This window comes from Stenotrophomonas sp. CFBP8994 (assembly GCF_034044835.1).
GTDB lineage: Bacteria > Pseudomonadota > Gammaproteobacteria > Xanthomonadales > Xanthomonadaceae > Stenotrophomonas > Stenotrophomonas rhizophila_A.
This window is the reverse complement of record NZ_JAXCWT010000005.1, coordinates 253,720-273,071: the sequence shown is the minus strand read 5'-3', so window position 1 is coordinate 273,071 and position 19,352 is coordinate 253,720. Positions and strand designations below refer to the sequence as shown.

At 64.1% G+C, this 19,352-nt stretch carries 14 protein-coding genes and 1 tRNA gene; 7 read left to right on the top strand and 8 right to left on the bottom strand.

Going from position 1 to position 19,352, the window contains the following annotated elements; translation table 11 throughout:
- Positions 1-152: 152 nt before the first annotated feature.
- The gene (locus SOM39_RS15600) at positions 153-2,210 is read left to right on the top strand and encodes a bifunctional diguanylate cyclase/phosphodiesterase (RefSeq protein ID WP_320458849.1); all 2,058 of its coding nucleotides are present in this window, start codon (positions 153-155) and stop codon (positions 2,208-2,210) included.
- Positions 2,211-2,618: 408 nt separating this feature from the next.
- On the opposite strand, the gene cyoD is transcribed toward SOM39_RS15600, so the two are convergent.
- Genes cyoD through cyoA form a run of 4 tightly spaced genes read right to left on the bottom strand, consistent with a single transcriptional unit; the run spans position 2,619 to position 6,653 of the window.
- The gene (gene cyoD, locus SOM39_RS15595; RefSeq protein WP_093533106.1) at positions 2,619-2,966 is read right to left on the bottom strand and encodes a cytochrome o ubiquinol oxidase subunit IV; all 348 of its coding nucleotides are present in this window, start codon (positions 2,964-2,966) and stop codon (positions 2,619-2,621) included.
- Positions 2,966-3,607 carry a cytochrome o ubiquinol oxidase subunit III gene (cyoC, locus tag SOM39_RS15590; RefSeq protein ID WP_068850257.1) on the bottom strand — a complete coding sequence of 214 codons (642 nt, stop codon included), beginning with the start codon at positions 3,605-3,607 and terminating at the stop codon, positions 2,966-2,968. Before cyoC ends, cyoD begins: the two co-directional genes overlap by 1 nt.
- Entirely contained in the window at positions 3,604-5,607 is a 2,004-nt protein-coding gene (gene cyoB, locus SOM39_RS15585; RefSeq protein ID WP_068850255.1) for a cytochrome o ubiquinol oxidase subunit I, read from the bottom strand. Before cyoB ends, cyoC begins: the two co-directional genes overlap by 4 nt.
- Before the next feature lie 2 nt (positions 5,608-5,609).
- Positions 5,610-6,653 carry a ubiquinol oxidase subunit II gene (gene cyoA / locus SOM39_RS15580; RefSeq protein WP_068850252.1) on the bottom strand — a complete coding sequence of 348 codons (1,044 nt, stop codon included), beginning with the start codon at positions 6,651-6,653 and terminating at the stop codon, positions 5,610-5,612.
- An 893-nt stretch (positions 6,654-7,546) separates the two neighbouring features.
- Here cyoA and SOM39_RS15575 point away from each other — a divergent pair.
- Together SOM39_RS15575 and SOM39_RS15570 are read left to right on the top strand one after the other, a co-directional pair.
- The gene (locus tag SOM39_RS15575; RefSeq protein ID WP_179197313.1) at positions 7,547-7,879 is read left to right on the top strand and encodes a SymE family type I addiction module toxin; all 333 of its coding nucleotides are present in this window, start codon (positions 7,547-7,549) and stop codon (positions 7,877-7,879) included.
- A gap of 80 nt (positions 7,880-7,959) precedes the next feature.
- Positions 7,960-8,466, top strand: coding sequence for a hypothetical protein (locus tag SOM39_RS15570; protein WP_320458848.1), 507 nt, complete (start codon positions 7,960-7,962; stop codon positions 8,464-8,466).
- A gap of 15 nt (positions 8,467-8,481) precedes the next feature.
- Here the strand turns inward: SOM39_RS15570 and SOM39_RS15565 are convergent, their stop codons facing one another.
- Both SOM39_RS15565 and SOM39_RS15560 read right to left on the bottom strand, forming a co-directional pair.
- Complete coding sequence (locus tag SOM39_RS15565) at positions 8,482-9,486, bottom strand: 2-hydroxyacid dehydrogenase (RefSeq protein ID WP_320458847.1); 1,005 nt, start codon at positions 9,484-9,486, stop codon at positions 8,482-8,484.
- A gap of 101 nt (positions 9,487-9,587) precedes the next feature.
- The gene (locus tag SOM39_RS15560; protein WP_320458846.1) at positions 9,588-11,303 is read right to left on the bottom strand and encodes a hypothetical protein; all 1,716 of its coding nucleotides are present in this window, start codon (positions 11,301-11,303) and stop codon (positions 9,588-9,590) included.
- 510 nt (positions 11,304-11,813) lie between these two features.
- On the opposite strand from SOM39_RS15560, the gene SOM39_RS15555 reads away from it, so the two are divergent.
- From SOM39_RS15555 to SOM39_RS15545, 3 genes are all read left to right on the top strand, one after another.
- Positions 11,814-12,578, top strand: a complete 765-nt coding sequence (locus SOM39_RS15555) for an EAL domain-containing protein (RefSeq protein WP_320458845.1) — start codon at positions 11,814-11,816, stop codon at positions 12,576-12,578.
- Between the two features lie 139 nt (positions 12,579-12,717).
- Entirely contained in the window at positions 12,718-13,524 is an 807-nt protein-coding gene (locus tag SOM39_RS15550) for an alpha/beta hydrolase (RefSeq protein WP_320458844.1), read from the top strand.
- A gap of 71 nt (positions 13,525-13,595) precedes the next feature.
- Positions 13,596-14,834, top strand: coding sequence for a GGDEF domain-containing protein (locus SOM39_RS15545; RefSeq protein ID WP_320458910.1), 1,239 nt, complete (start codon positions 13,596-13,598; stop codon positions 14,832-14,834).
- A gap of 820 nt (positions 14,835-15,654) precedes the next feature.
- Here SOM39_RS15545 and SOM39_RS15540 read toward each other — a convergent pair.
- Positions 15,655-15,730: transfer RNA gene (locus SOM39_RS15540), tRNA-Thr, on the bottom strand.
- A gap of 116 nt (positions 15,731-15,846) precedes the next feature.
- Positions 15,847-17,451: a hypothetical protein gene (locus SOM39_RS15535; protein ID WP_320458843.1), complete on the bottom strand. Its 1,605-nt coding sequence runs from the start codon at positions 17,449-17,451 to the stop codon at positions 15,847-15,849.
- Between the two features lie 229 nt (positions 17,452-17,680).
- Here SOM39_RS15535 and treA point away from each other — a divergent pair, with 229 nt between their 5' ends.
- Entirely contained in the window at positions 17,681-19,297 is a 1,617-nt protein-coding gene (gene treA / locus SOM39_RS15530; RefSeq protein WP_320458842.1) for an alpha,alpha-trehalase TreA, read from the top strand.
- The last annotated feature ends 55 nt before the right edge of the window (positions 19,298-19,352 follow it).

The following is a 19,352-nucleotide window of genomic DNA, read 5'->3' as shown; positions in this document are numbered from 1 at the left end:
GCTGTCGGGCAGGATAGCCGAGCCACGTCGCAGCAACCGAGACGCGCGCCCAACTGCCGGCTGAACGCCCCCGCTCAACCTTGCCCCGCCCCGGCCGATACCGTGGCGGGCGCCCGCGCCTTTCCCTTCCCCATGTACATCCAGGCTTTTCCATGACCGGCACCTACAGCCAGAGTCTCGTCGTTTTCTCGCTGCTGGTTGCCATCCTCGCCTCGTATACCGCGCTGGACATGGCCGGCCGGCTGGCCAGTACCGAAGGCCGCGTGGCCCGCTGGTGGCTGGTCGGTGGCGCCGCCGCCATGGGCTTGGGCATCTGGTCCATGCACTTCGTGGCCATGCTCGCCTTCCACCTGCCGATCCCGGTCGGTTACGACCTGGCCATCACCCTGTACTCGCTGGCCGCGTCCGTTGGCGCATCCGCCTACGCGCTGTGGCTGGTCTCGCGTCCGGAACTGCCGTGGCCGCGCCTGATCGCCGGCGCGGTGCTGATGGGACTGGGCATTGCCTGCATGCACTACCTGGGCATGGCCGCGATGCGGATGGAGCCGGGCATCGAGTACGACCCGCTTTGGTTCGCTGCCTCGCTGCTGATCGCCATCGTCGCCGCCGGCGCCGCCCTGTGGATTGCCTTCCGGCTGCGCACCCAACAGCGCCGTACCGGGCTGCTGCGAGGGCTGGCCTCGCTGGTGATGGGCCTGGCCATCGTGGGCATGCATTACACCGGCATGGCCGCCGCCAGCTTTCCGGAAGGCAGCATCTGCGGCGCGGTGTACGCCAACGGGCTGGATACCAAGTGGCTGGCGGTGCTGGTCATCGTCACCACCCTGGCCACGCTGGGCATCGCGCTGATCGCCTCGCTGTTCGACCGCCAGATGCGCACCCGCACCGGCCTGCTCGCCGATTCGCTGGCCCAGGCCAATGAGAAGCTGCTGCAGGCCGCGCTGCACGACCCGCTCACCCAGCTGCCCAACCGCATGCTGCTGCAGGATCGCATCGAGCAGACCATCGAAAAGGCCAAGCGCCGCAACTTCAGCTTTGCGGTGATGTTCTGCGACCTGGACGGCTTCAAGGCCATCAACGATGCCTACGGCCACCAGCTGGGCGACAAGCTGCTCATCGAGATGAGCAGGCGGGTCAACGGCCTGCTGCGCGCGCAGGATACCTTCGCCCGGCTGGGCGGCGATGAGTTCGTCATCGTGTTCCAGCTGGATGTGCCCGAGGATGCCGCCGTGGTGGCCGAGCGGATCATCGCCACCGTGGCCGAGCCGTTCGAGATCGACACGCTGGACCTGCAGGTCACCGCCAGCCTGGGCATCGCGATGTACCCCACCGATGCCACCACCGAGCGCGAGCTGATGGCGCATGCCGATGCGGCCATGTACCACACCAAGGACTCGGGCCGGAACGGCTATACGTTCTTCACCGAATCCATGCACGTCAGCGCCAACCGCCAGCTCAAGCTGCTGCAGGAGCTGCGCCGCGCTCTGCAGCGCGACGAGATGGTGCTGCACTACCAGCCCAAGTTCCGTGCCGATGGCGGCGGGGTGATCGGCGCCGAAGCCTTGGTGCGCTGGCAGCACCCGGGGCTGGGGCTGCTGGGGCCGGACACCTTCATTCCGATTGCCGAACGCAGTGGGCTGATCCTGCCGCTGGGCGACTGGGTGCTGGACCAGGCCTGCGCGCAGCTGCGGCAGTGGCATGATGCCGGGCACGCAACGTGGTCGATGGCGGTGAACCTTTCGCCGCTGCAGTTCTCGTCCACCACGCTGCTGGACACGGTAAAGGCGACGCTGGAGCGGCACGGCCTGGCCCCGCACCACCTGACCCTGGAAGTGACCGAGACCACGGCCATGCAGGACGTGGAAGCCAGCCTGCAGATCCTGCACGGGCTGACCGCGATGGGGGTGAAGATTTCCATTGATGATTTCGGCACGGGCTATTCGAGCCTGCTGTACCTCAAGCGCATGCCGGCGACCGAACTGAAGATCGACCGCGCGTTCGTGCGCGACCTGGAAGACAACGCGGAAGATGCGGCGATCGTGTCCTCGATCGTGGCGCTGGGGCGCTCGCTGCAGCTGCAGATCGTAGCCGAGGGCGTGGAAACTGCCGGGCAGCGTGACTACCTCAACGAACTGGGCTGCGACCTGCTGCAGGGTTACCACCTGGGCAAGCCGGTGGACGCCGAGGCGTTCCTGCGCAACGCCGCGTAACCGACCGGTAGATCCGACTGGTAGAGCCGACTGTTAGTCGGCTGCCCTTCGCGCGGACCCGCCCGTGCATTCTTCATGCATGGCGTTGCCGACTAACAGTCGGCACTACCGTCCGGGGCAGCGTTGCCGTCCGGGGCGGCGTTGCCATCCGGGGCAGCGTTGCCGTCCGGGGCGGCGTTGCCGTCCGGGGCGGCGTTGCCGTCCGGGCAGCGTTACCGTCCGGGGTGCGTTGCCGTCCGGGGCAGCGTCGCCGTCCGGGACGTGTTGCCGTCCGGGGCGGCGTTGCCGTCCGGGGCGGCGTTGCCGTCCGGGACGTGTTGCCGTCCGGGGCATGTTGTCCACAATGCAGGTTGCAAAAAAAAGGCCGCCCTTCCGGGCGGCCTCTTCGTTTGCATCACCCGCGAAGGGTCAATGCATCATGTGCACGTTCATGTTGTGCATGACCCACAGCGTGCCGGCGACGATGATGCCGATCACCACCACGGTGAAGGCCGCCGCGCTGACGTTCCAGCGCTGTTCGGACGAGCGGTTCAGGTGCAGGAAGAAGATCAGGTGCACGAAGATCTGCAGGATCGCCGCCACCACGATGATGACGCCCGTGGTGAAGACCGGCAGGCCACCCTTCATCACCGCCCAGAACGGGATGATGGTGAGGACGGCGGCCAGCAGGAAACCGACCAGGTACGACTTGACGCTGCCGTGGCTTTCGCCCGCGGCGCCATGGCCGTGGTCGTGTGCGTGAGTGTCATGTGCCATTACAGCGCTCCCTTCAGGTAGACGACGGAGAACACGCCGATCCAGATCAGGTCCAGGAAGTGCCAGAACAGGCTCAGGCACGCCATGCGGGTCTTGTTGGTCGGGGTCAGGCCGTTCTGCTTGATCTGGATGAACATGATCAGCAGCCACAGCAGGCCGGCGCTCACGTGCAGGCCGTGGGTGCCCACCAGCGCGAAGAACGCCGACAGGAACGCACTGTGGTCCGGACCGAAGCCCTCATGGATGAGGTGGTTGAACTCCCACACTTCCATGACCATGAAGCCGAAGCCCAGCAGCCAGGTCAGGCCCAGCCACAGGTACATCTGGCCAACCTTGTGCTTGTGCAGCGCGATCATGCCCAGGCCGAAGGTCAGCGAGGACACCAGCAGCAGCGTGGTTTCCCACGCGACGAAGGTCAGGTCGAACAGGTCCTTCGGACCCGGGCCACCGTTGGTGCCGCCGGCCAGCACGATGTAGGTCGCGAACAGGCTGGCGAAGATGAGGCAGTCGCTCATCAGGTACACCCAGAAACCGAAGACGGTGTTCTCGCCGGTGTCGTGGTGTTCGTGGTCATCATGGCCATGGGCCGCCGCGTGTGCGGCGTGCCCGTGGTTCACGTTGTTGGCGATAGTGCTGCTCATGCCTGCAACTCCGATTTCACCAGACCCTGCGCCTGCAGGTGACGGCGGTGCTCATTTTCGATCCGCTCCACTTCGGCAGCCGGCACGTAGTAATCCACGTCCTTGTCGAAGGTGCGCCAGATGAAGGTGCCGATCATGCCGACCAGGCCAACGATGGCCAGCCACCAGATGTGCCAGATCATCGCGAAGCCGAAGACCAGGCTGAAGGCACCAATCACCACACCGGTACCGGTGTTGCGCGGCATGTGGATGTCGGTGTACTTGGCCGGGCGTTCCCACGCCTCACCACGCTGCTTGCGTTCCCAGAAGTCGTCCAGCTCGGTCACCTTGGGCAGCGAACCGAAGTTGTAGAACGACGGCGGCGAAGAGGTTTCCCACTCCAGCGTACGGGCATCCCACGGATCGCCGGTCAGGTCGGCGGTCTTCTTGCGGTCGCGGATGGACACGGCCACCTGGATGATCTGGCACAGGATGCCGGCGCCGATGATGAACGCACCGACCATCGCAATGACCAGCAGCGGCTGGTATTCCGGGTTCGGGTAGCTCTGCATGCGGCGGGTCATGCCCATGAAGCCCAGGATGTACAGCGGCATGAAGGCCACGTAGAAGCCGATGAACCAGCACCAGAACGCGCGCTTGCCCCAGGCCTCGTTGAGGCGGAAGCCAAACATCTTCGGCCACCAGTAGGTAATGCCGGCGAACATGCCGAACACCACGCCGCCGATGATGACGTTATGGAAGTGGGCGATCAGGAACAGGCTGTTGTGCAGCACGAAGTCGATGGCCGGGATCGCCAGCATCACGCCGGTCATGCCGCCGATGGTGAAGGTGACCATGAAGCCGATCGTCCACAGCACCGGGCTGGTGAACTGCACGCGGCCGCGGAACATGGTGAACAGCCAGTTGAAGATCTTCACGCCGGTGGGAATGGAGATGATCATCGTCGTGATGCCGAAGAAGGCATTGACGTTGGCACCCGAACCCATGGTGAAGAAGTGGTGCAGCCACACGATGAACGAGAGCACGCCGATGGTGGCCGTGGCGTACACCATGCCCTTGTAGCCGAACAGCGCCTTGCGCGAGAACGTGGCGATCACTTCGGAGAACACGCCGAAGGCCGGCAGCACCAGGATATAGACTTCCGGGTGGCCCCAGATCCAGATCAGGTTGATGTACAGCATGGCGTTGCCGCCACCGTCATTGGTGAAGAAGTGCGTGCCCAGGTAACGGTCCAGGGTCAGCAGCACCAGGGTGACGGTCAGCACCGGGAAGGCGGCGATGATCAGCACGTTGGTGACCAGAGCGGTCCAGGTGAACACCGGCATGTGCATCAGCTTCATGCCCGGGGTACGCATCTTCAGGATGGTAATGAAGAAGTTGATACCGCTCAGTGTCGTGCCTAGACCTGCTACCTGCAGGCCCCAGATGTAGTAATCCACACCTACCCCTGGACTGAACTCCTTGCCCGACAACGGCGGGAAGGCCAGCCAGCCGGTCTGCGCGAATTCACCCACGCCCAGCGAGATCATCACCAGGCCCGCGCCTGCCACGAACAGCCAGAAGCTGAGCGAGTTGACGAACGGGAAGGCCACGTCGCGCGCGCCGATCTGCAGCGGCACCACCACGTTCATGAGGCCGGTGATCAGCGGCATCGCCACGAAGAAGATCATGATCACGCCGTGGGCGGTGAAGATCTGGTCGTAGTGGTGCGGCGGCAGGAAGCCTTCGGCGCCGTTGGCGGCGATGGCCTGCTGGGTACGCATCATGATGGCGTCGGCAAAGCCGCGCAGCAGCATGACGAAGGCGACGATGAGGTACATCGCGCCGATCTTCTTGTGGTCAACCGAGGTGAACCACTCTTTCCAGAGATAGCCCCACAGCTTGAACTTGGTGATCAGGGCCAGCACGAGCAGGCCACCGATCCCCGCGCCAACCAGCGTGGAGATGATGATCGGGTCGTGCGGGATGTCAGCGAATGTCAGTTTGCCCAACGGATTCATGCTTATTCTCCCGAGCCTGCGTGGCCGGCGTGACCGGCGGCGGCGTGCTCGTCTGCAGTGTGTTCGGCATGGTCGGCCGGCATGTCATGGGCACCGGCCGGCATCTCGTGGCCTTCGTGGCTTTCGCCCGCAGCGCCGTGCGACATGCCCTTGTGATCCATGGCCTTGTGGTCCATGCCGTAGTGCTGGTTGTCACCCATGTGGCGGGCAACGACCCAGTCGAACAGACCGGTTTCGGTGGTACCGAAGTAGGTCACCGGGTGCCAGTCGTGGTTCTTCTCGGCCACCAGCGCGCCAAAGGCGGCCTGGTCCATCGGGGTGCTCTGCGCACGCACCTTGGCCAGCCATGCCTGGTATTCGGCTTCGGTCACCGAGTTGGCGTCGAAATGCATCTTGCTGAAGCCCGCGCCACTGTAGTGCGAGGACATGCCCGGGAAGGTGCCGGTCTCGTTGGCGATCAGATGGAGCTTGGTCTCCATGCCGGTCATCGAGTAGATCATGCTGCCCAGGTGCGGGATGAAGAAGGCATTCATCACCGAATCGGACGTGATCTTGAAGTTCAGCGGGGTGTTCACCGGGAAGGTGATTTCGTTGACCGTCGCGATGTTCTCTTCCGGGTAGATGAACAACCACTTCCAGTCCAGCGAAATGGCTTCAATCACCACCGGCTTGGTCTGCGAGTCCAGCGGACGGTACGGATCCAGCGAGTGCGACGAACGCCAGGTCAGCACGGCCAGCACCAGCACGATCATGCAGGGGATCGACCAGACAACCACTTCGATCGCGGTGGAGTGCGACCACTTCGGCTCGTAACGGGCCTTGGTGTTGGAGGCACGGTACTTCCAGGCGAAGGCGAGGGTCATGATGATGACCGGCACGACGACCAGCAGCATCAGCACGGTGGCCGTGATCAGAAGGGTCTTCTGGTCGTGGCCGACCTGGCCCTTCGGGGCCAGAATGGCCGAGCTGCAGCCCGTCATGAACACGGACAACGCGAACAGCAGGCCCGGGCGCAGCCAGCGCCCAAGGGATTTCAACGGAATCATCGGTCGATCCAATTGCGTAGGGAATGCCTTCTCAAGCGCGCCCCTCCGGCCAAAGCCGGGTGTACCGCTCCCAAGGGGGCGGCACGGAGGACGTTCATGCCAGCCCCCTAATTTTATGCCGTCACGCACCATTTAAGAAAGGCATTGACAATGATCTGACGCAGGAAAGGCGCGAAAACGGCTGCGACACGTTGTCGCACTGCGCGCAGACCGCCCGGATCAGCACAGCCGGAGCGACATGTATAGACATGAATCGTTCACGGCAGCGATCGGTGTCACCGGCCCTCCCCGGCCGCCCGACCCACCCGAACCCGACCTCGCGCGCACCCGGGTGCACCCCGAACGAACACCGGACTGCCGGGCCGGGCACACGTCCGTCGGACACCGGGCCGCCACGCGCCGTAGGGTCGGTTCCCAAACGACCGCCCTTGCACCCCCCACACCCGGTAACGCATGAAACCTGATCAACACCGCTCTTGATCTCCCCCGCCCCACCCGCCACTCCGCGCCCACCGGACCGATTACGACGCCACGAACCACCCTCCAAACCAAATGATGCACGTCGGCGAAACAATAATTTTTGTGCCCTGGCTCACACACAAACGCCGCAATTCCCGCGTTTCCGTGCCACACCCGACAACCAGTAGATACAGCCTACTGAAATCGCAAACCCAACAGACACAAACGATTTCGCTTCTTCGTCGTCCGCGTGCAAGGTTGCCCACGGAGATCAAAACTCCAAAAGGCCAAAATTAAGGATGCCCCATGTCGGGAGGGTGGTTAATACAAGACCCTTCACGGGGGAATACGCCCGCCGTCTGGCTTTTACGGTTTTGACCTCCCGACGCCCTCGCCCTCACCGGCGAGGGCCATTCCCTGTTGGAGGAGCGAAGATGAAACCCAAACCCGTCCAGTGGCCCGAAGACGAAGAAGAAGTCGTCCTGCTGCTACCCCGCTGCGCACCCAGCTATTCCCCCAGCTACTACCACAACGTGCGCGCCGTGCCCCAGATCGGCGAACAGGACCGCGACCACTTCGGCCCACTCCCCTTGGTGACCCTGCGCGGCGCCTGGCTGCGCAAGTTCGGGTTCGAAGTAGGCGTGCACGTAAGAATCGAAGCCACTCCCGGGCAGATTCTCCTGCGCCCGCTGTGGAATGACGATCCGCCCGTCCGCGAGAATGTCGAGAAGCCCGTCGTGCGCTATGTCGAAGTGGAAGATCGGTAACCTGGGACTAATTGACAGCCACCAGATACTGACCTAGCGTCCGAGCTGCCGTTCCCGCGTCCAGACACCAGGAAGTCTCAATGAACGTAATGTTGATTGGCGGTTCGCTTTTGATTGGAACGATTCTGCTGAGCTCGATTCCGCAGGCGGCCACGGCCGCCGCACCGGTTGAACAGACCTCGCTCGCAGTAACGCAGATTTCAACGGACGTCGACAAGGCGTCGTTTGTCGAGCGACTCACCGCGACCTTCCAGACAATGGCCGCCTCGGAATCCACCGAGGCACGTGCCGCAGGCATCCAGTATCTGGACGCCATCAAACAGCCGGGCATTTCCGGCCTTATCGAGCAATTCTCCTACCCGCTCGATGCAGGCGGATCGAGCGTGATTGCGAAAACCACGGATGCTCCCTGGCAGCCGGGATCGACCCGGGTAAGCCAGTGGTGCGGAAAGAGCAGTGGCTACCTCCGTGTCTACCAGGTGACAGAGAAGTACATGGAAACCACGCGAAACGGCAGTTCACGCTCCTGGGTACCGGTGCAGAACAGCGCGACGATGGTTGCAACCTGTCCCGACAAGCTGGCCTGAGCCCTGCGGGCCAGCCTAGGCAGCAACCACCCTGTTCTGGCATTCCGCCCCGCTGGCGAAATCGCACAGGTTGCGCAGGGTGATGCTGCAGATTTCCTGCAGGGCTTCAACCGTAAAGAAGCCCTGGTGCCCGGTAACCAGCACATTCGGGAAGGTCATCAGGCGCTGGAAGAGATCGTCATCGATGATCTCGCCGGAGAGATCCTGGAAGAACAGCGCGCTTTCCTGCTCATACACATCAATGGCCAGGTGGCCGAGATGCCGCGACTTCAGCGCGCGCACCACCGCATCGGTGTTCACCAAGGCGCCGCGCGAGGTATTGACCAGCATGGCGCCGGGCTTCATCAACCCCAGCGATTCCTCGTTGATCAGGTGATGGGTCTGCGGCGTAAGCGGGCAATGCAGCGACACGATGTCCGAGCGGGCCAGCAGTTCCTCCAGCGCCACGTAGTGGCCCACCGCCGAGAACTCTGGCGACGGGTAAGGATCGTTGCCCAGCACGGTGCACCCCATCCCGTTGAAAATACGCGCCGTCGCCAGCCCGATCTTGCCGGTGCCCACGATGCCTACGGTCTTGCCGTGCAGGGTGCGGCCCAACAGCCCATCGAGCATGAAGTTGCCCTCGCGCACCCGGTTGTAGGCCCGGTGGGTCTGCCGGTTGAGGGTCATGACCAGCGCCAGCGCATGCTCGGCCACGGCCTCGGGCGAGTATGCCGGCACCCGGGCCACCAACAGCCCCAGTTCCGCGGCAGCCACCAGATCCACATTGTTGAACCCCGCGCAGCGCAGCAGGATCGCCCGCACCCCCAGCGAATGCAGGGCCTGCAGCACGGGCGCGTCCAGGCGGTCGTTGACGAACACGCAGACCGCATCGAAACCCTGGGCCAGGCCGGCGGTCGTGGCGTCCAGCGCCGCATCGAAATAGGCCAGCTCAAACCCCTGTCCCGCGTGGTCGCGCGCATTCGCTTCATCGAGGAAACGGCGGTCGTACGGGCGGGCGCTGAACACGGCGGTTTTCATGGGGGTAACCTTGGGCAAGCGTGATGCCCAGTAGACCAGAACCCCGTCCAGGATAGAAACGCCCATGCAACCGGTCTGGCGCAAGCGTCTGCTGACGGCCGCTACGGCCGCGCCGTCGTGCCACCACCGCCGATCTTGAGCCGCTTGACGGCAAATACCCCGCCGATCATCAGGTCACCGTTATCCATGACCGTAGTGATGCCACCCAAGGCGTTCCAACGACGGCTGTCGTCCGGGAAAACCCAGCGCGACTTGATCTCGCCCGTCGTCCAGTCCAGGCCGACATACTGGTAGACGCCCTTGTCCTTGTGCGCGGCGTACAGCAGCCCGGTTGCGGCCGAGACCACCGGCACCATGATGTCGGTGTTGTCGACCTCATGGTTGATCCAGGCCTTCTCGAACGCGTCCTTGTCCGGGTTCCAGTTGAACTTCTGTATGCCAATCGGCGCCGGCCGGGTGATCCCGCCGGTGAACGCATTGCCCGGACCCGCCGGAAGCGGTTTGGGATACGTACTGTTGAGGAATGCGACGCCGTATCCCAACACATTGGGTGAGGGCTCGATGGTCATCTGGCTGATATCGATGCGGATCTGGTCGGCGATACGGTTGGACTGGGTGCCCGGCTTTTGCTGGAAGCCTGCCGGAATCGCGTCGCGCCAGAACGCCACTGCGTTGCTGCCGGTTTCAGCCGCATCGGCGATCACGATCAGTTTGTCCGGGTCGCTGCCGAATCCCATCAATGTCGGGGTGGTGCCCGAGCCGCGCGAGATCGCACCCATCGCCAAGGCTTTTTCGCCGGGCATGGAATCGTAGGCGGACGACCAGGCGCCGTCCTTTTCGTCGGTGGACAATGTGGTCCCATTCCAGATCACCTTGTTCATGTGCTTCTCGGTGACCACGTAGATGCCATTGTTCTCATCGATCACGATGCTGTTGTCGACGGCCTCGCCATTGAAGGTCACTGACGCCTTCACGTTCAGATCCCGGTCCAGGATGATCAACGCTCCCGGCGCGGCGGCCGCCAGGAAGCCGTCGTAGGTCATGTTCAGGCCGATGATGCGGGTAACCGACTTGGCCACGTCTGCCGGCAGGCCCTTGGCTACGTCGGCCGTCTTTACGATCCGCGGCGGGTCACCGACCACATTGCCATCGGTTGTCTTGAGCACGTGGGTGCCACCGTACACGCAGTAGTGATTGCCGTCGCGATCAAACAGGTTGTACACCCCGTTGATGCCGCTTTCCATGTTGAGGCCGGCGGCACCCAGCCCTTTCAGCGCATCCAGAATCTTCGTCTCGTCCTTGGCCCGGTAGGCGGCGTCCAGCTGGGTCAGTGCGGCATCCAGCGCAGTGGGCGTAGCCATCGCGGCGGATTTTTCAAAGCCGGGGTAAGGCAAGAGTCCGCCCACCGCCTCGAACGCGTCGCCGGTCACCCGGATCTTCTGCACACCTACCGCACCGCTGGCAAAGGCGATCACCTCCCCGCCCACCCGCTTCATGGTGGGATTGGAGGTGATCAGCGTGGGCACGGTCGCTACGTCCGCCGCAGTCAGGTTCCTGCTGCCGACGGGCCCTGCGATCAGCACTGAATCGGTTGCCGCTGGATTGAAGTGGGAGGTCGGGTAGACGCTCTCCGCCAGCCACGGGTTCGGTGGCGGCATGTTGGGTGGTGTTGCTGCAGGCGGCTCCGCGGGGCCGGCAGCCGCAGGTGCTGGGGTGGGAGTTGTGCTCGTGGTCTCGCGGTTGCATGCCGGAAGAAGCAGCGCGAGGATCAAACCCAGAGCGACAGCCGGAGCCGCGTCCCACATCCTGGTCGTCATCTTCGATTTCCCTGCTGGCCTTGACGAATGCCAGCTTCCACCGGGCCAACCGATGTCGCCTCAGCAAAGGCACGGTCGGTCGGCCGGTATTTTTACTTAGCGGCCGTATTGCATCGCGAGATGCGGCCGCGTCAGCCGCGCGCGAGGGACATATGGCCACCGCCCGTCTCAACCTGTGACGCTGGCCGACACTACGATCTGCGCCATGAGCACAGTTCACGACCACAGCACCCCCAACGAACCACCGAACCGCCGCGCCGAGCGCCCGGAGATGTTTGGCCACCTGTTCATGGGGCCGGACCAGCGCTCCCCCCTTGAGCAACGGGAGGCGGAGCGCAGGGAGCGTGCGCGTCGCACCGGGAAAGGACGTCGAGACTGGTGGAAGCGCGAACCAGCGCCAAGCGGTTGAGGATGCAGCTTGAAGGACAGGCGCCAACGGCGCAGCATCCACATGCCCCTGATCAGGCATCGGCTAAGCTTCCTGCCTGACCTGAAGACGGACCCCACTGCATGCCCTCTCCCCCCTCACGAGCCGGATGTGCCTTGTGCCGTGATGCGGAGCCGCTGCCGTTCGACTTCAGCTACGCGTTCCAGCCCATCGTCGACATACAGGCGCGCAAGGTGTTCGCGCACGAAGCGCTGGTACGCGGTCCGGCGGGCGAACCTGCCGACACGGTGCTGTCGCGCGTGACCGCCGAGAACCGGTATTCGTTCGACCAAGCGTGCCGTGAAAAGGCCATCCGGATCGCGGCCGGGTTGCAGCTGCCGTCCTGTCTTTCGATCAATTTCCTGCCCAATGCCATCTATCGGCCGGAAGTATGCATTCGCTCCACCCTGCAGGCGGCCGAGCGGTATGGCTTTCCAGTAGAGCGGATCATCTTTGAGACCGTGGAGGGCGAGCAGGTCAGCGACGGCAAATGGCTGGCCGAGATCCTGAGCGAGTACAAACGTATCGGCTTCAAGACGGCGATTGATGATTTCGGCGCTGGCTTCGCCGGCCTCAACCTGCTGGCCGATTTCCACCCGGATATCGTCAAGCTGGACATGGCGTTGATCCGCGGCATCGACCATAGCCGGTCACGACGCGCGATCGTGGCCGGGGTGATGTCGATGTGCGACGAGCTGGATATCGAGGTGATCGCCGAAGGAATCGAAACCGCGGATGAGGCGCGATGCCTTTCCGATCTTGGCATCCGCCTGATGCAGGGCTACTGGTTCGGCCGCCCACGATTCGAGCAGGCCGCCGGCGAGGCCGACATTCCCTGGGGCGTCTGACGGCGCGGTTCGCGCTCGGACCGCGGCCCTGACGCCAAGGTTAACAGCGGCCGGTCGAAACCCAGGCACGCGCCGATGTGTCATGGACCCGCATGCCAGCCTGGCCTAGTATCGGCAGCTGCCGAATGCCCATGACTGGATGTGCGTGAACAGCTTTGAAAGATTCAATGGCCGCCGTAGCGGCAAGGGCAGTCAGGTCGCCATCCTTGCCCATGGCTTCGGAACCGACCAGACGGCCTGGAGCGCCCTGCGCCCGTGGTTCGAGGCGCGCTACGAGGTAGTGTCGTTCGACCTCGCCGGTTGCGGACCCAACGGCGCGGACACCTACGATTTCGACCGGCACGGTTCGTTGTTCGGCTATGCCGACGACCTGCTGGAGATCATGGACGACCTGGCGCTGCGCGACTGCGTGTACGTCGGCCACTCCATGAGCGGCATGATCGGTGCGGTGGCCGCGGTGGCCCGCCCGGAACTGTTCGACCGGCTGGTCACCGTGGGGGCCTCGCCGCGTTACCTGGATGACACCGGCTACACCGGCGGCTTCCAGGCAGCGGATCTGGAGAACCTGTTCGACAGCATGAGCGCCAACTACCAGGCCTGGGTGGCCGGGTTCGCGCCGATGGTGGTAGGCGTGGACAACGGGCAGGTGGTGGCCGACTTCTCGCGCACGCTGTTCCAGATGCGCCCGGACATCGCGCTCAATACTTCGCGCACGATCTTCAATTCCGATATGCGATCGCTGGCCGCGCAGCTGACCCGACCTGTGCACGTGATCCAGACCGCGGTCGACATGGCCGTACCGGTGCAGGTCGGTCATTGGCTGGAAGCGGCCATTCCGACCGCCACGCTGGATATCATCGATGCCGAGGGGCATCTTCCGCACATGACCGCCCCCGATGAAGTCGTCCGTATCCTCGAGCGCTGCCTGGCGGGCAACGTGGCATGAGCACTACCGACAGCGACGCCCTCGCCGGCCTGTGCCACTTCGCCCAGCTCGCGTCCGGTGCGGATCTGGTCATGGCGGTGGAGATTGAAGCCAATGGCTGGGCGGGTTGGGCCGCTTCATTCCCGGCCATGCCTTTTTCCGGATTCAGCCTGGCCCGTAGCGGCATCCTGGAGCACGGCTGGTCGGGGGAACCCGTCGCTGCCGCCGGATTCCGCCTGCCCACGGCCCTGCTGCATGGATTGAACGGTCCACCGGCGCGGCTGCTGTTCGTGCCCGCGCCATCCCTCGGCGCACCGCTGAGCGGCCTGCTGGTGCTGTGGAAAGGCGAGCCGTCCGCCACGCAGTTGACCCCACAGGTTCCGCTGCTGGCCACGAGCGTGGCCCGGCTGCTGTCTGCCCGGCGCGAAAAGCTGCGCGAAGTAACGGTGCAGAACCAGTTCATCGATCTGGTCGAGAGCGTGCCCGCCGGCATCGTGCTGATGGAAGGCGACGGCGTAAGCGCAGTGATCAACGAGCGTGCCGCCGACCTGCTGGGCTGCCCGCCCGGTAACCACCGCGCGCGCGATCTTGCCGAACCCATGCGTACCCTGCGGCAGCGGTGCGACAACCACGCCGAGCTTGAGCAGGCTTACGGCGCGCAGGTGGGCAATGTCAGTTTTGCTTCCACCTTGAACTGGGCGCTGGGCGAACGCACGATCGAGGTGGACACCCATCCCGTACGGGGGAACGGCGAATACGGCCGCATCTGGCTGTTCACCGACGTGACCGCCGAACTTTTAATGGCCGCCGAGCTGCGCCGCCTGGCCGCCTCTGACCCGTTGACCGGCATTCCCAACCGGCGCCACTTTGAGGAGCGCTCCGCGCAGATCATCGCCGCGCGCCAAGCCACCGGTCATTCGGTGGCCGTGCTGATGGTCGACGTCGATCATTTCAAGAAAATCAACGACAGCCACGGTCATCCTGCGGGCGATGAAGTGCTGAAGGTAGTAGCCAAGCGCTGCCGGGAGGCGCTGCGCGAGCGCGACCTGTTCGCGCGCTTTGGCGGGGAGGAGTTTGTCGCGCTGCTGGCGGCGCCTGCCGTCGAGGACGCGCCGGCGGTGGCCGAACGGATGCGCCAGGCCGTGGCCGCTACTCCGATTGATGTTGGCGATGCGCGCATCAATGTGACGGTGAGCATCGGGGCCGCGCTGGGTGAGGCGCTGCCGGGGAGTGACCAGCCGCTGCTGGCCGAATTGATCGCGCGTGCGGATGAGGCGCTTTACCGGGCCAAGGCGGGCGGGCGTAACCGGGTCAGCATGGCGGCGGAATAGGCTTAATCGCTGGTTGATGCAGTTGTCATCCGAAAGACTGAAACTGCCTGGCGCCCCGTAACGGGCGGGACCCACGCACGCAGCCGTGGCCATGCACAGCACCACTTTCACTTGGGCACGCGTTGACCGCTGGCGCAATCCTCTCCATCACTTGCCGGGGCGGCGGCGGGAATTGACGAAGAGGACGACGGCCACGATTGCTGCAACCGGGATCGCCAACATGACGAGCACGATCAGCCAATGCCAGAGTGAGAAGCTTCCCATGTGGTCATGTCCCTTTGAAGTAGATTCCAACCTTAGCCCGAATTGAGCATGCGTTCGACATCTCTGGGACGACGGCAACGTTGGGGGCCTGTGGGTTGAGTCAGATATCCGACATCAGTTCCAGCGTCCCGTCCGTGAAGCGCTGACGTGTTTCGGATGATTTTGGGCCGTTTGGCATTGAGCGGATCGTCTCCCGCGACACTGCGAACGCCTCTAGCGTGGCGGTACAGACGTCTTCCAACGGTGGCTCTTTTGCCAGCGGAGGAGAGGCAAGGGTGTCTTGGCTTCTGTCACGTCCCGGTGATCCGAATTTCAGGCAAAAAAAAGGCCAAACCGTCACTGACGCTGGGTTAGGAGGGGATTTGGCTCTGTTGGCCGGGATGCTATGTTAGGTGGACCTGCCAGTCAACTGTCATTGTGACTGCAAGGAGCGCAGCATTTTTGACAGGTCAAATGCGACCTTGCGCAATTGAAGAGGCGGTTTCCGACGTAGTCCCGTGAGGTCGAAACACTGAAAACGAAAAGCCCCGACCAAGGCCGGGGCTTTTGCTGCAACTGGTGCCGGAAATAGGAATCGAACCTACGACCTACGCATTACGAATGCGCCGCTCTACCAACTGAGCTATTCCGGCTGAGCAGGCAATTCTAAGGGGGTGGGCGCCGGGGGTCAATCTGCCTTGGCGGAACCGCCCCGGCCGGCTGAACGGGCCCTACCGAGCCGCAGGGCGGTCAAGCCTGCCCCCTCCCCTCACTGCGCGGAGAACTCGACCTTCCAGCTGCCATCCCGCAGCGCGAAGATGCTGGAATCGGCGGCCACGCACAGCACCGGTGCCTCGACACCCACTCGCATGGGTTTGCAGTTGAAAGGCGCTTCGCCGGTCATGTCCCAGTCGTTCTTCTGCGACGAGTAGGCATAGAGCTCCCAGACCCCACCCCAGGTATTGACGTTCCAGCGAGTCGCCCAGCCTGAGGCGGCGGTATCCATCTGCACATCGTAGATGACATAGGGCGGCCGGCCGATCTGCTGCCAGCTCTCGCCACGATCCGTCGAGTAATAGACCTTCGAGAAGGCTCCCTGGCTCCAGAGCGCCGCGAGCACCCCCGTGGAAGGGTTGACCCGTAGTGAGGACGTCCGCTCCCTGGGCGCGATGGACTTCCAACGCCCGGTGGCCAGATCGAGTCGCTGCGGCGTGTTGCCCGCCAACAGATAGTAGTCGCTGCCCGCCAGTTGTCCCTGCGCGCCCAGCCAGCCCCACATGTCTTTTCCCTCCAACGGCAACTCGCGGGAGAGCGTCAGGTCACCCAGGTCATCGCGCTGCGCGACGTACACGCGAAGGCGCACTGCCTTGGCCGGTGGCTGCAGTCGCGGCGCCAGCGGGATGCGCCCTGGTACAAAAGCATCGGCATTTTCTGCGGTGGTCACGACCCAGCGGCCGCCCGCGTGATCGATGTCCACAACCGAGCGCATGCTGCCCAGCGCCGCGAGCTCGGCCCAGGTGGCGCCGCCATCGCGGCTTTCGCGGATGTAGCCGTCATCGCTCCCGCTAACCAGGCGTCCGTCGTACGCCTCCACCGCCATGATCTTGCGCACGGTGTCCATGCCGACGTTGCTCCACTGGCCGTCCCGCGTGCGCTTGCGCAGCTGCCCGAAGTCGGCAGGGAAATACATGGTGCCGTCGGCGAGAGTGGCCGGCTCGTCCTGTACCGGTACGGTGACTGTTCGGATCAGGCGGAGAAACGCATCAGGATCCTTGGCCGATGTCAGCGCTTCAATCGTGGACGTCTTGTTGACCTTGCGATCATAGGCCATCAGCAGATTGACGATGGGGCCCAGCCCGGTATCCGGATTACCCGCCTCCATGGCCGGCGACAGCGACAAGGTGGCAGGGCGGAGCGGTACGGGGTCGGTCAGCAGCGAGGCGAACGGTTGCGCCGCTGCGGCCACCCTTCCCGGATGCTCGTCATGGGTGAGAGGGACGACCACGGTCTTGTAACCACCCACATTCACGGCAACGTAGTCGCCCAGATCCGTGACCCGGCCAGGCTTGACCTCGAAGGTCGGGCCGTCCTTCCACGGCAGAAAGCCCCATCCCGTAATACGATAGTTGCCCGCCGGCAACCACATGCCCAGCGCCTGCATGCTGGCAACGGCCGGAACGGCGGCCGCCATGTCGATACGGATCTCGCGCTTGCTGCCCACCGGGCTGACAACGAGTACATCGCGCCCGCCCTTGGAGAACGACGCATAGGCATAGCCATGGGTCGCCACCAGTTTGGCCGGTTCCTGTGGTGCACTCACTGCGATACCCGGCACTGCGAACAGCAGAACCGCCGTCAACAACGTGCTGCGCATACGATCTCTCCCTGAAGTCCGGTCACACCGACCGGCAGGCTCAAACAACACTGGAATGAGCGACATCCTTGAAGGCACGACGCTCCCCAGCGACGTGCCCACGGGAGATGGTAGCGGGTTCGTCTGACTGCGTGAAGATCGCGCATCGAGGCGCGACGGTTCAGCCCGAGCCACCCCGCGTTGACGTGACCACCCGTAAAGTGCGTGGACCATCATCTGGAGGCCCCGCATGCCCCCCTGTGCCCGCCTGCCCGGCCTGCTGATCGCCTCATTGCTGTTCGCCACCACGGCTGCGGCCGAGGTCACTGTGCCTGCGCCGCCTGACCAGCAGTGGCAGCTCCTGTTCCAGCAGGTGCAGCGCGGCCACCTGTTCAAGGACCAGAAAACATTCGCCGATGCGGTGCCGAAACTGGATGCCGACGCACTGTTGGCGGGATGGGGGAAGGCCCAGGCGCAGCCGGGCTACGCCCTGCCCGCCTTCGTGGCCACGCACTTCACCGTTCCCACGGAGTCAGCCGCCTACGTGCCACCTGCCGGGGAAACCCTGCGCGCGCATATCGAGGGGCTGTGGCCGGTGCTGACCCGGACCACCGACACCGTGGACCCGCGCGGCTCGCTACTGCCGCTGCCCAAGCCGTATGTGGTGCCCGGCGGGCGCTTCCGCGAGGTGTACTACTGGGACAGCTACTTCACCCTGCTTGGCCTGGCCTCCAGTGGCCGCTGGCAGCAGGTGCGCGACATGGTGGACAACTTTGCCTGGCAGCTGGACCAGTACGGGCATATTCCCAACGGCAACCGCAGCTATTACCTAAGCCGGTCGCAGCCGCCGTTCTTCAGTTTGATGGTGGATCTGCTGGCGACGCATGAGGGCGATGACGCGTATCGCCGGTATCTGCCGCAGCTGCGCACCGAGCATGCGTTCTGGATGCGTGGGGCGGAGGGTTTGGCGCCCGGTGCGGCCAGTGAGCGGGTGGTGCGGATGAATGATGGGAGCCTGCTCAACCGGTACTGGGATGCGCGGGCAGTGCCGCGTACCGAGTCGTGGACGGATGATCTGGCTACGGCGGCCACGGTGCCGGATCGCGCGCCTTCGCAGGTGTATCGCGATCTGCGGGCCGGGGCGGAATCGGGGTGGGATTTCAGTTCGCGGTGGTTGGTGCATCCGGCGGAGCTGGGGAGCATCCATACCACCGAGATTGTGCCGGTGGATCTGAACAGTCTGCTGTTCCATCTTGAGACGACGATTGCGCGGGCGAGTCGTGCGGCGGGGGAACGTTCTGTGGCGCGGGATTTCGCGCGGAAGGCGGAACGGCGCAAGCAGGCGATCAATGCGCTGCTGTGGGATGAGCGGCAGGGGTGGTATGCGGATCGGGATCTGGAGCGCGGGACGCCCCGCCCTGCGCTTACGGCTGCAGCGTTGTTCCCGTTGTGGCTGCAGGTGGCTAGCCCTGTGCAGGCGCGGCGTACGGCCGAAGCGGTGCAAGCACAGTTGGTGCGTGCGGGTGGGTTGTTGACCACCACGGAGAACACCGGGCAGCAGTGGGATGCGCCGAATGGGTGGGCGCCGTTGCAGTGGGTGGCGGTGGATGGGTTGCAGCGTTACAAGCAGGATGCGTTGGCGCGACAGGTTGGCGTGCGGTTCCTGCGGACCGTGCAGACTGTGTACGACCGTGAGGGGAAGCTGGTGGAGAAGTATGTGGTGGATGGGTCGGCCGGCGGGGGCGGCGGCGGTGAGTATCCGTTGCAGGATGGGTTTGGGTGGAGCAATGGGGTGGCGTTGGCGTTGTTGGATCGGTTGTGTGATGAAGGGAAGCGGTGTGAGTCGGCGGGCGATGTCGGGGAGTGATCACGCGAAGAGCGCATCTCCGGCCGGGGTCATGCGTTACAGCAGTGATTGGCGA

Excerpts from the sequence above, each read along its gene's own strand:
- SOM39_RS15600 (WP_320458849.1), top strand. The coding sequence starts at position 153 with ATGACCGGCACCTACAGCCAGAGTCTCGTCGTTTTCTCGCTGCTGGTT.
- SOM39_RS15545 (WP_320458910.1), top strand. The coding sequence starts at position 13,596 with ATGGCGGTGGAGATTGAAGCCAATGGCTGGGCGGGTTGGGCCGCTTCA.
- SOM39_RS15575 (WP_179197313.1), top strand. The coding sequence starts at position 7,547 with ATGAAACCCAAACCCGTCCAGTGGCCCGAAGACGAAGAAGAAGTCGTC.
- SOM39_RS15570 (WP_320458848.1), top strand. The coding sequence starts at position 7,960 with ATGAACGTAATGTTGATTGGCGGTTCGCTTTTGATTGGAACGATTCTG.
- SOM39_RS15535 (WP_320458843.1), bottom strand. The coding sequence starts at position 17,451 with ATGCGCAGCACGTTGTTGACGGCGGTTCTGCTGTTCGCAGTGCCGGGT.
- SOM39_RS15565 (WP_320458847.1), bottom strand. The coding sequence starts at position 9,486 with ATGAAAACCGCCGTGTTCAGCGCCCGCCCGTACGACCGCCGTTTCCTC.
- cyoD (WP_093533106.1), bottom strand. The coding sequence starts at position 2,966 with ATGGCACATGACACTCACGCACACGACCACGGCCATGGCGCCGCGGGC.
- SOM39_RS15555 (WP_320458845.1), top strand. The coding sequence starts at position 11,814 with ATGCCCTCTCCCCCCTCACGAGCCGGATGTGCCTTGTGCCGTGATGCG.
- SOM39_RS15550 (WP_320458844.1), top strand. The coding sequence starts at position 12,718 with ATGTGCGTGAACAGCTTTGAAAGATTCAATGGCCGCCGTAGCGGCAAG.
- cyoC (WP_068850257.1), bottom strand. The coding sequence starts at position 3,607 with ATGAGCAGCACTATCGCCAACAACGTGAACCACGGGCACGCCGCACAC.
- treA (WP_320458842.1), top strand. The coding sequence starts at position 17,681 with ATGCCCCCCTGTGCCCGCCTGCCCGGCCTGCTGATCGCCTCATTGCTG.
- cyoA (WP_068850252.1), bottom strand. The coding sequence starts at position 6,653 with ATGATTCCGTTGAAATCCCTTGGGCGCTGGCTGCGCCCGGGCCTGCTG.
- cyoB (WP_068850255.1), bottom strand. The coding sequence starts at position 5,607 with ATGAATCCGTTGGGCAAACTGACATTCGCTGACATCCCGCACGACCCG.
- SOM39_RS15560 (WP_320458846.1), bottom strand. The coding sequence starts at position 11,303 with ATGACGACCAGGATGTGGGACGCGGCTCCGGCTGTCGCTCTGGGTTTG.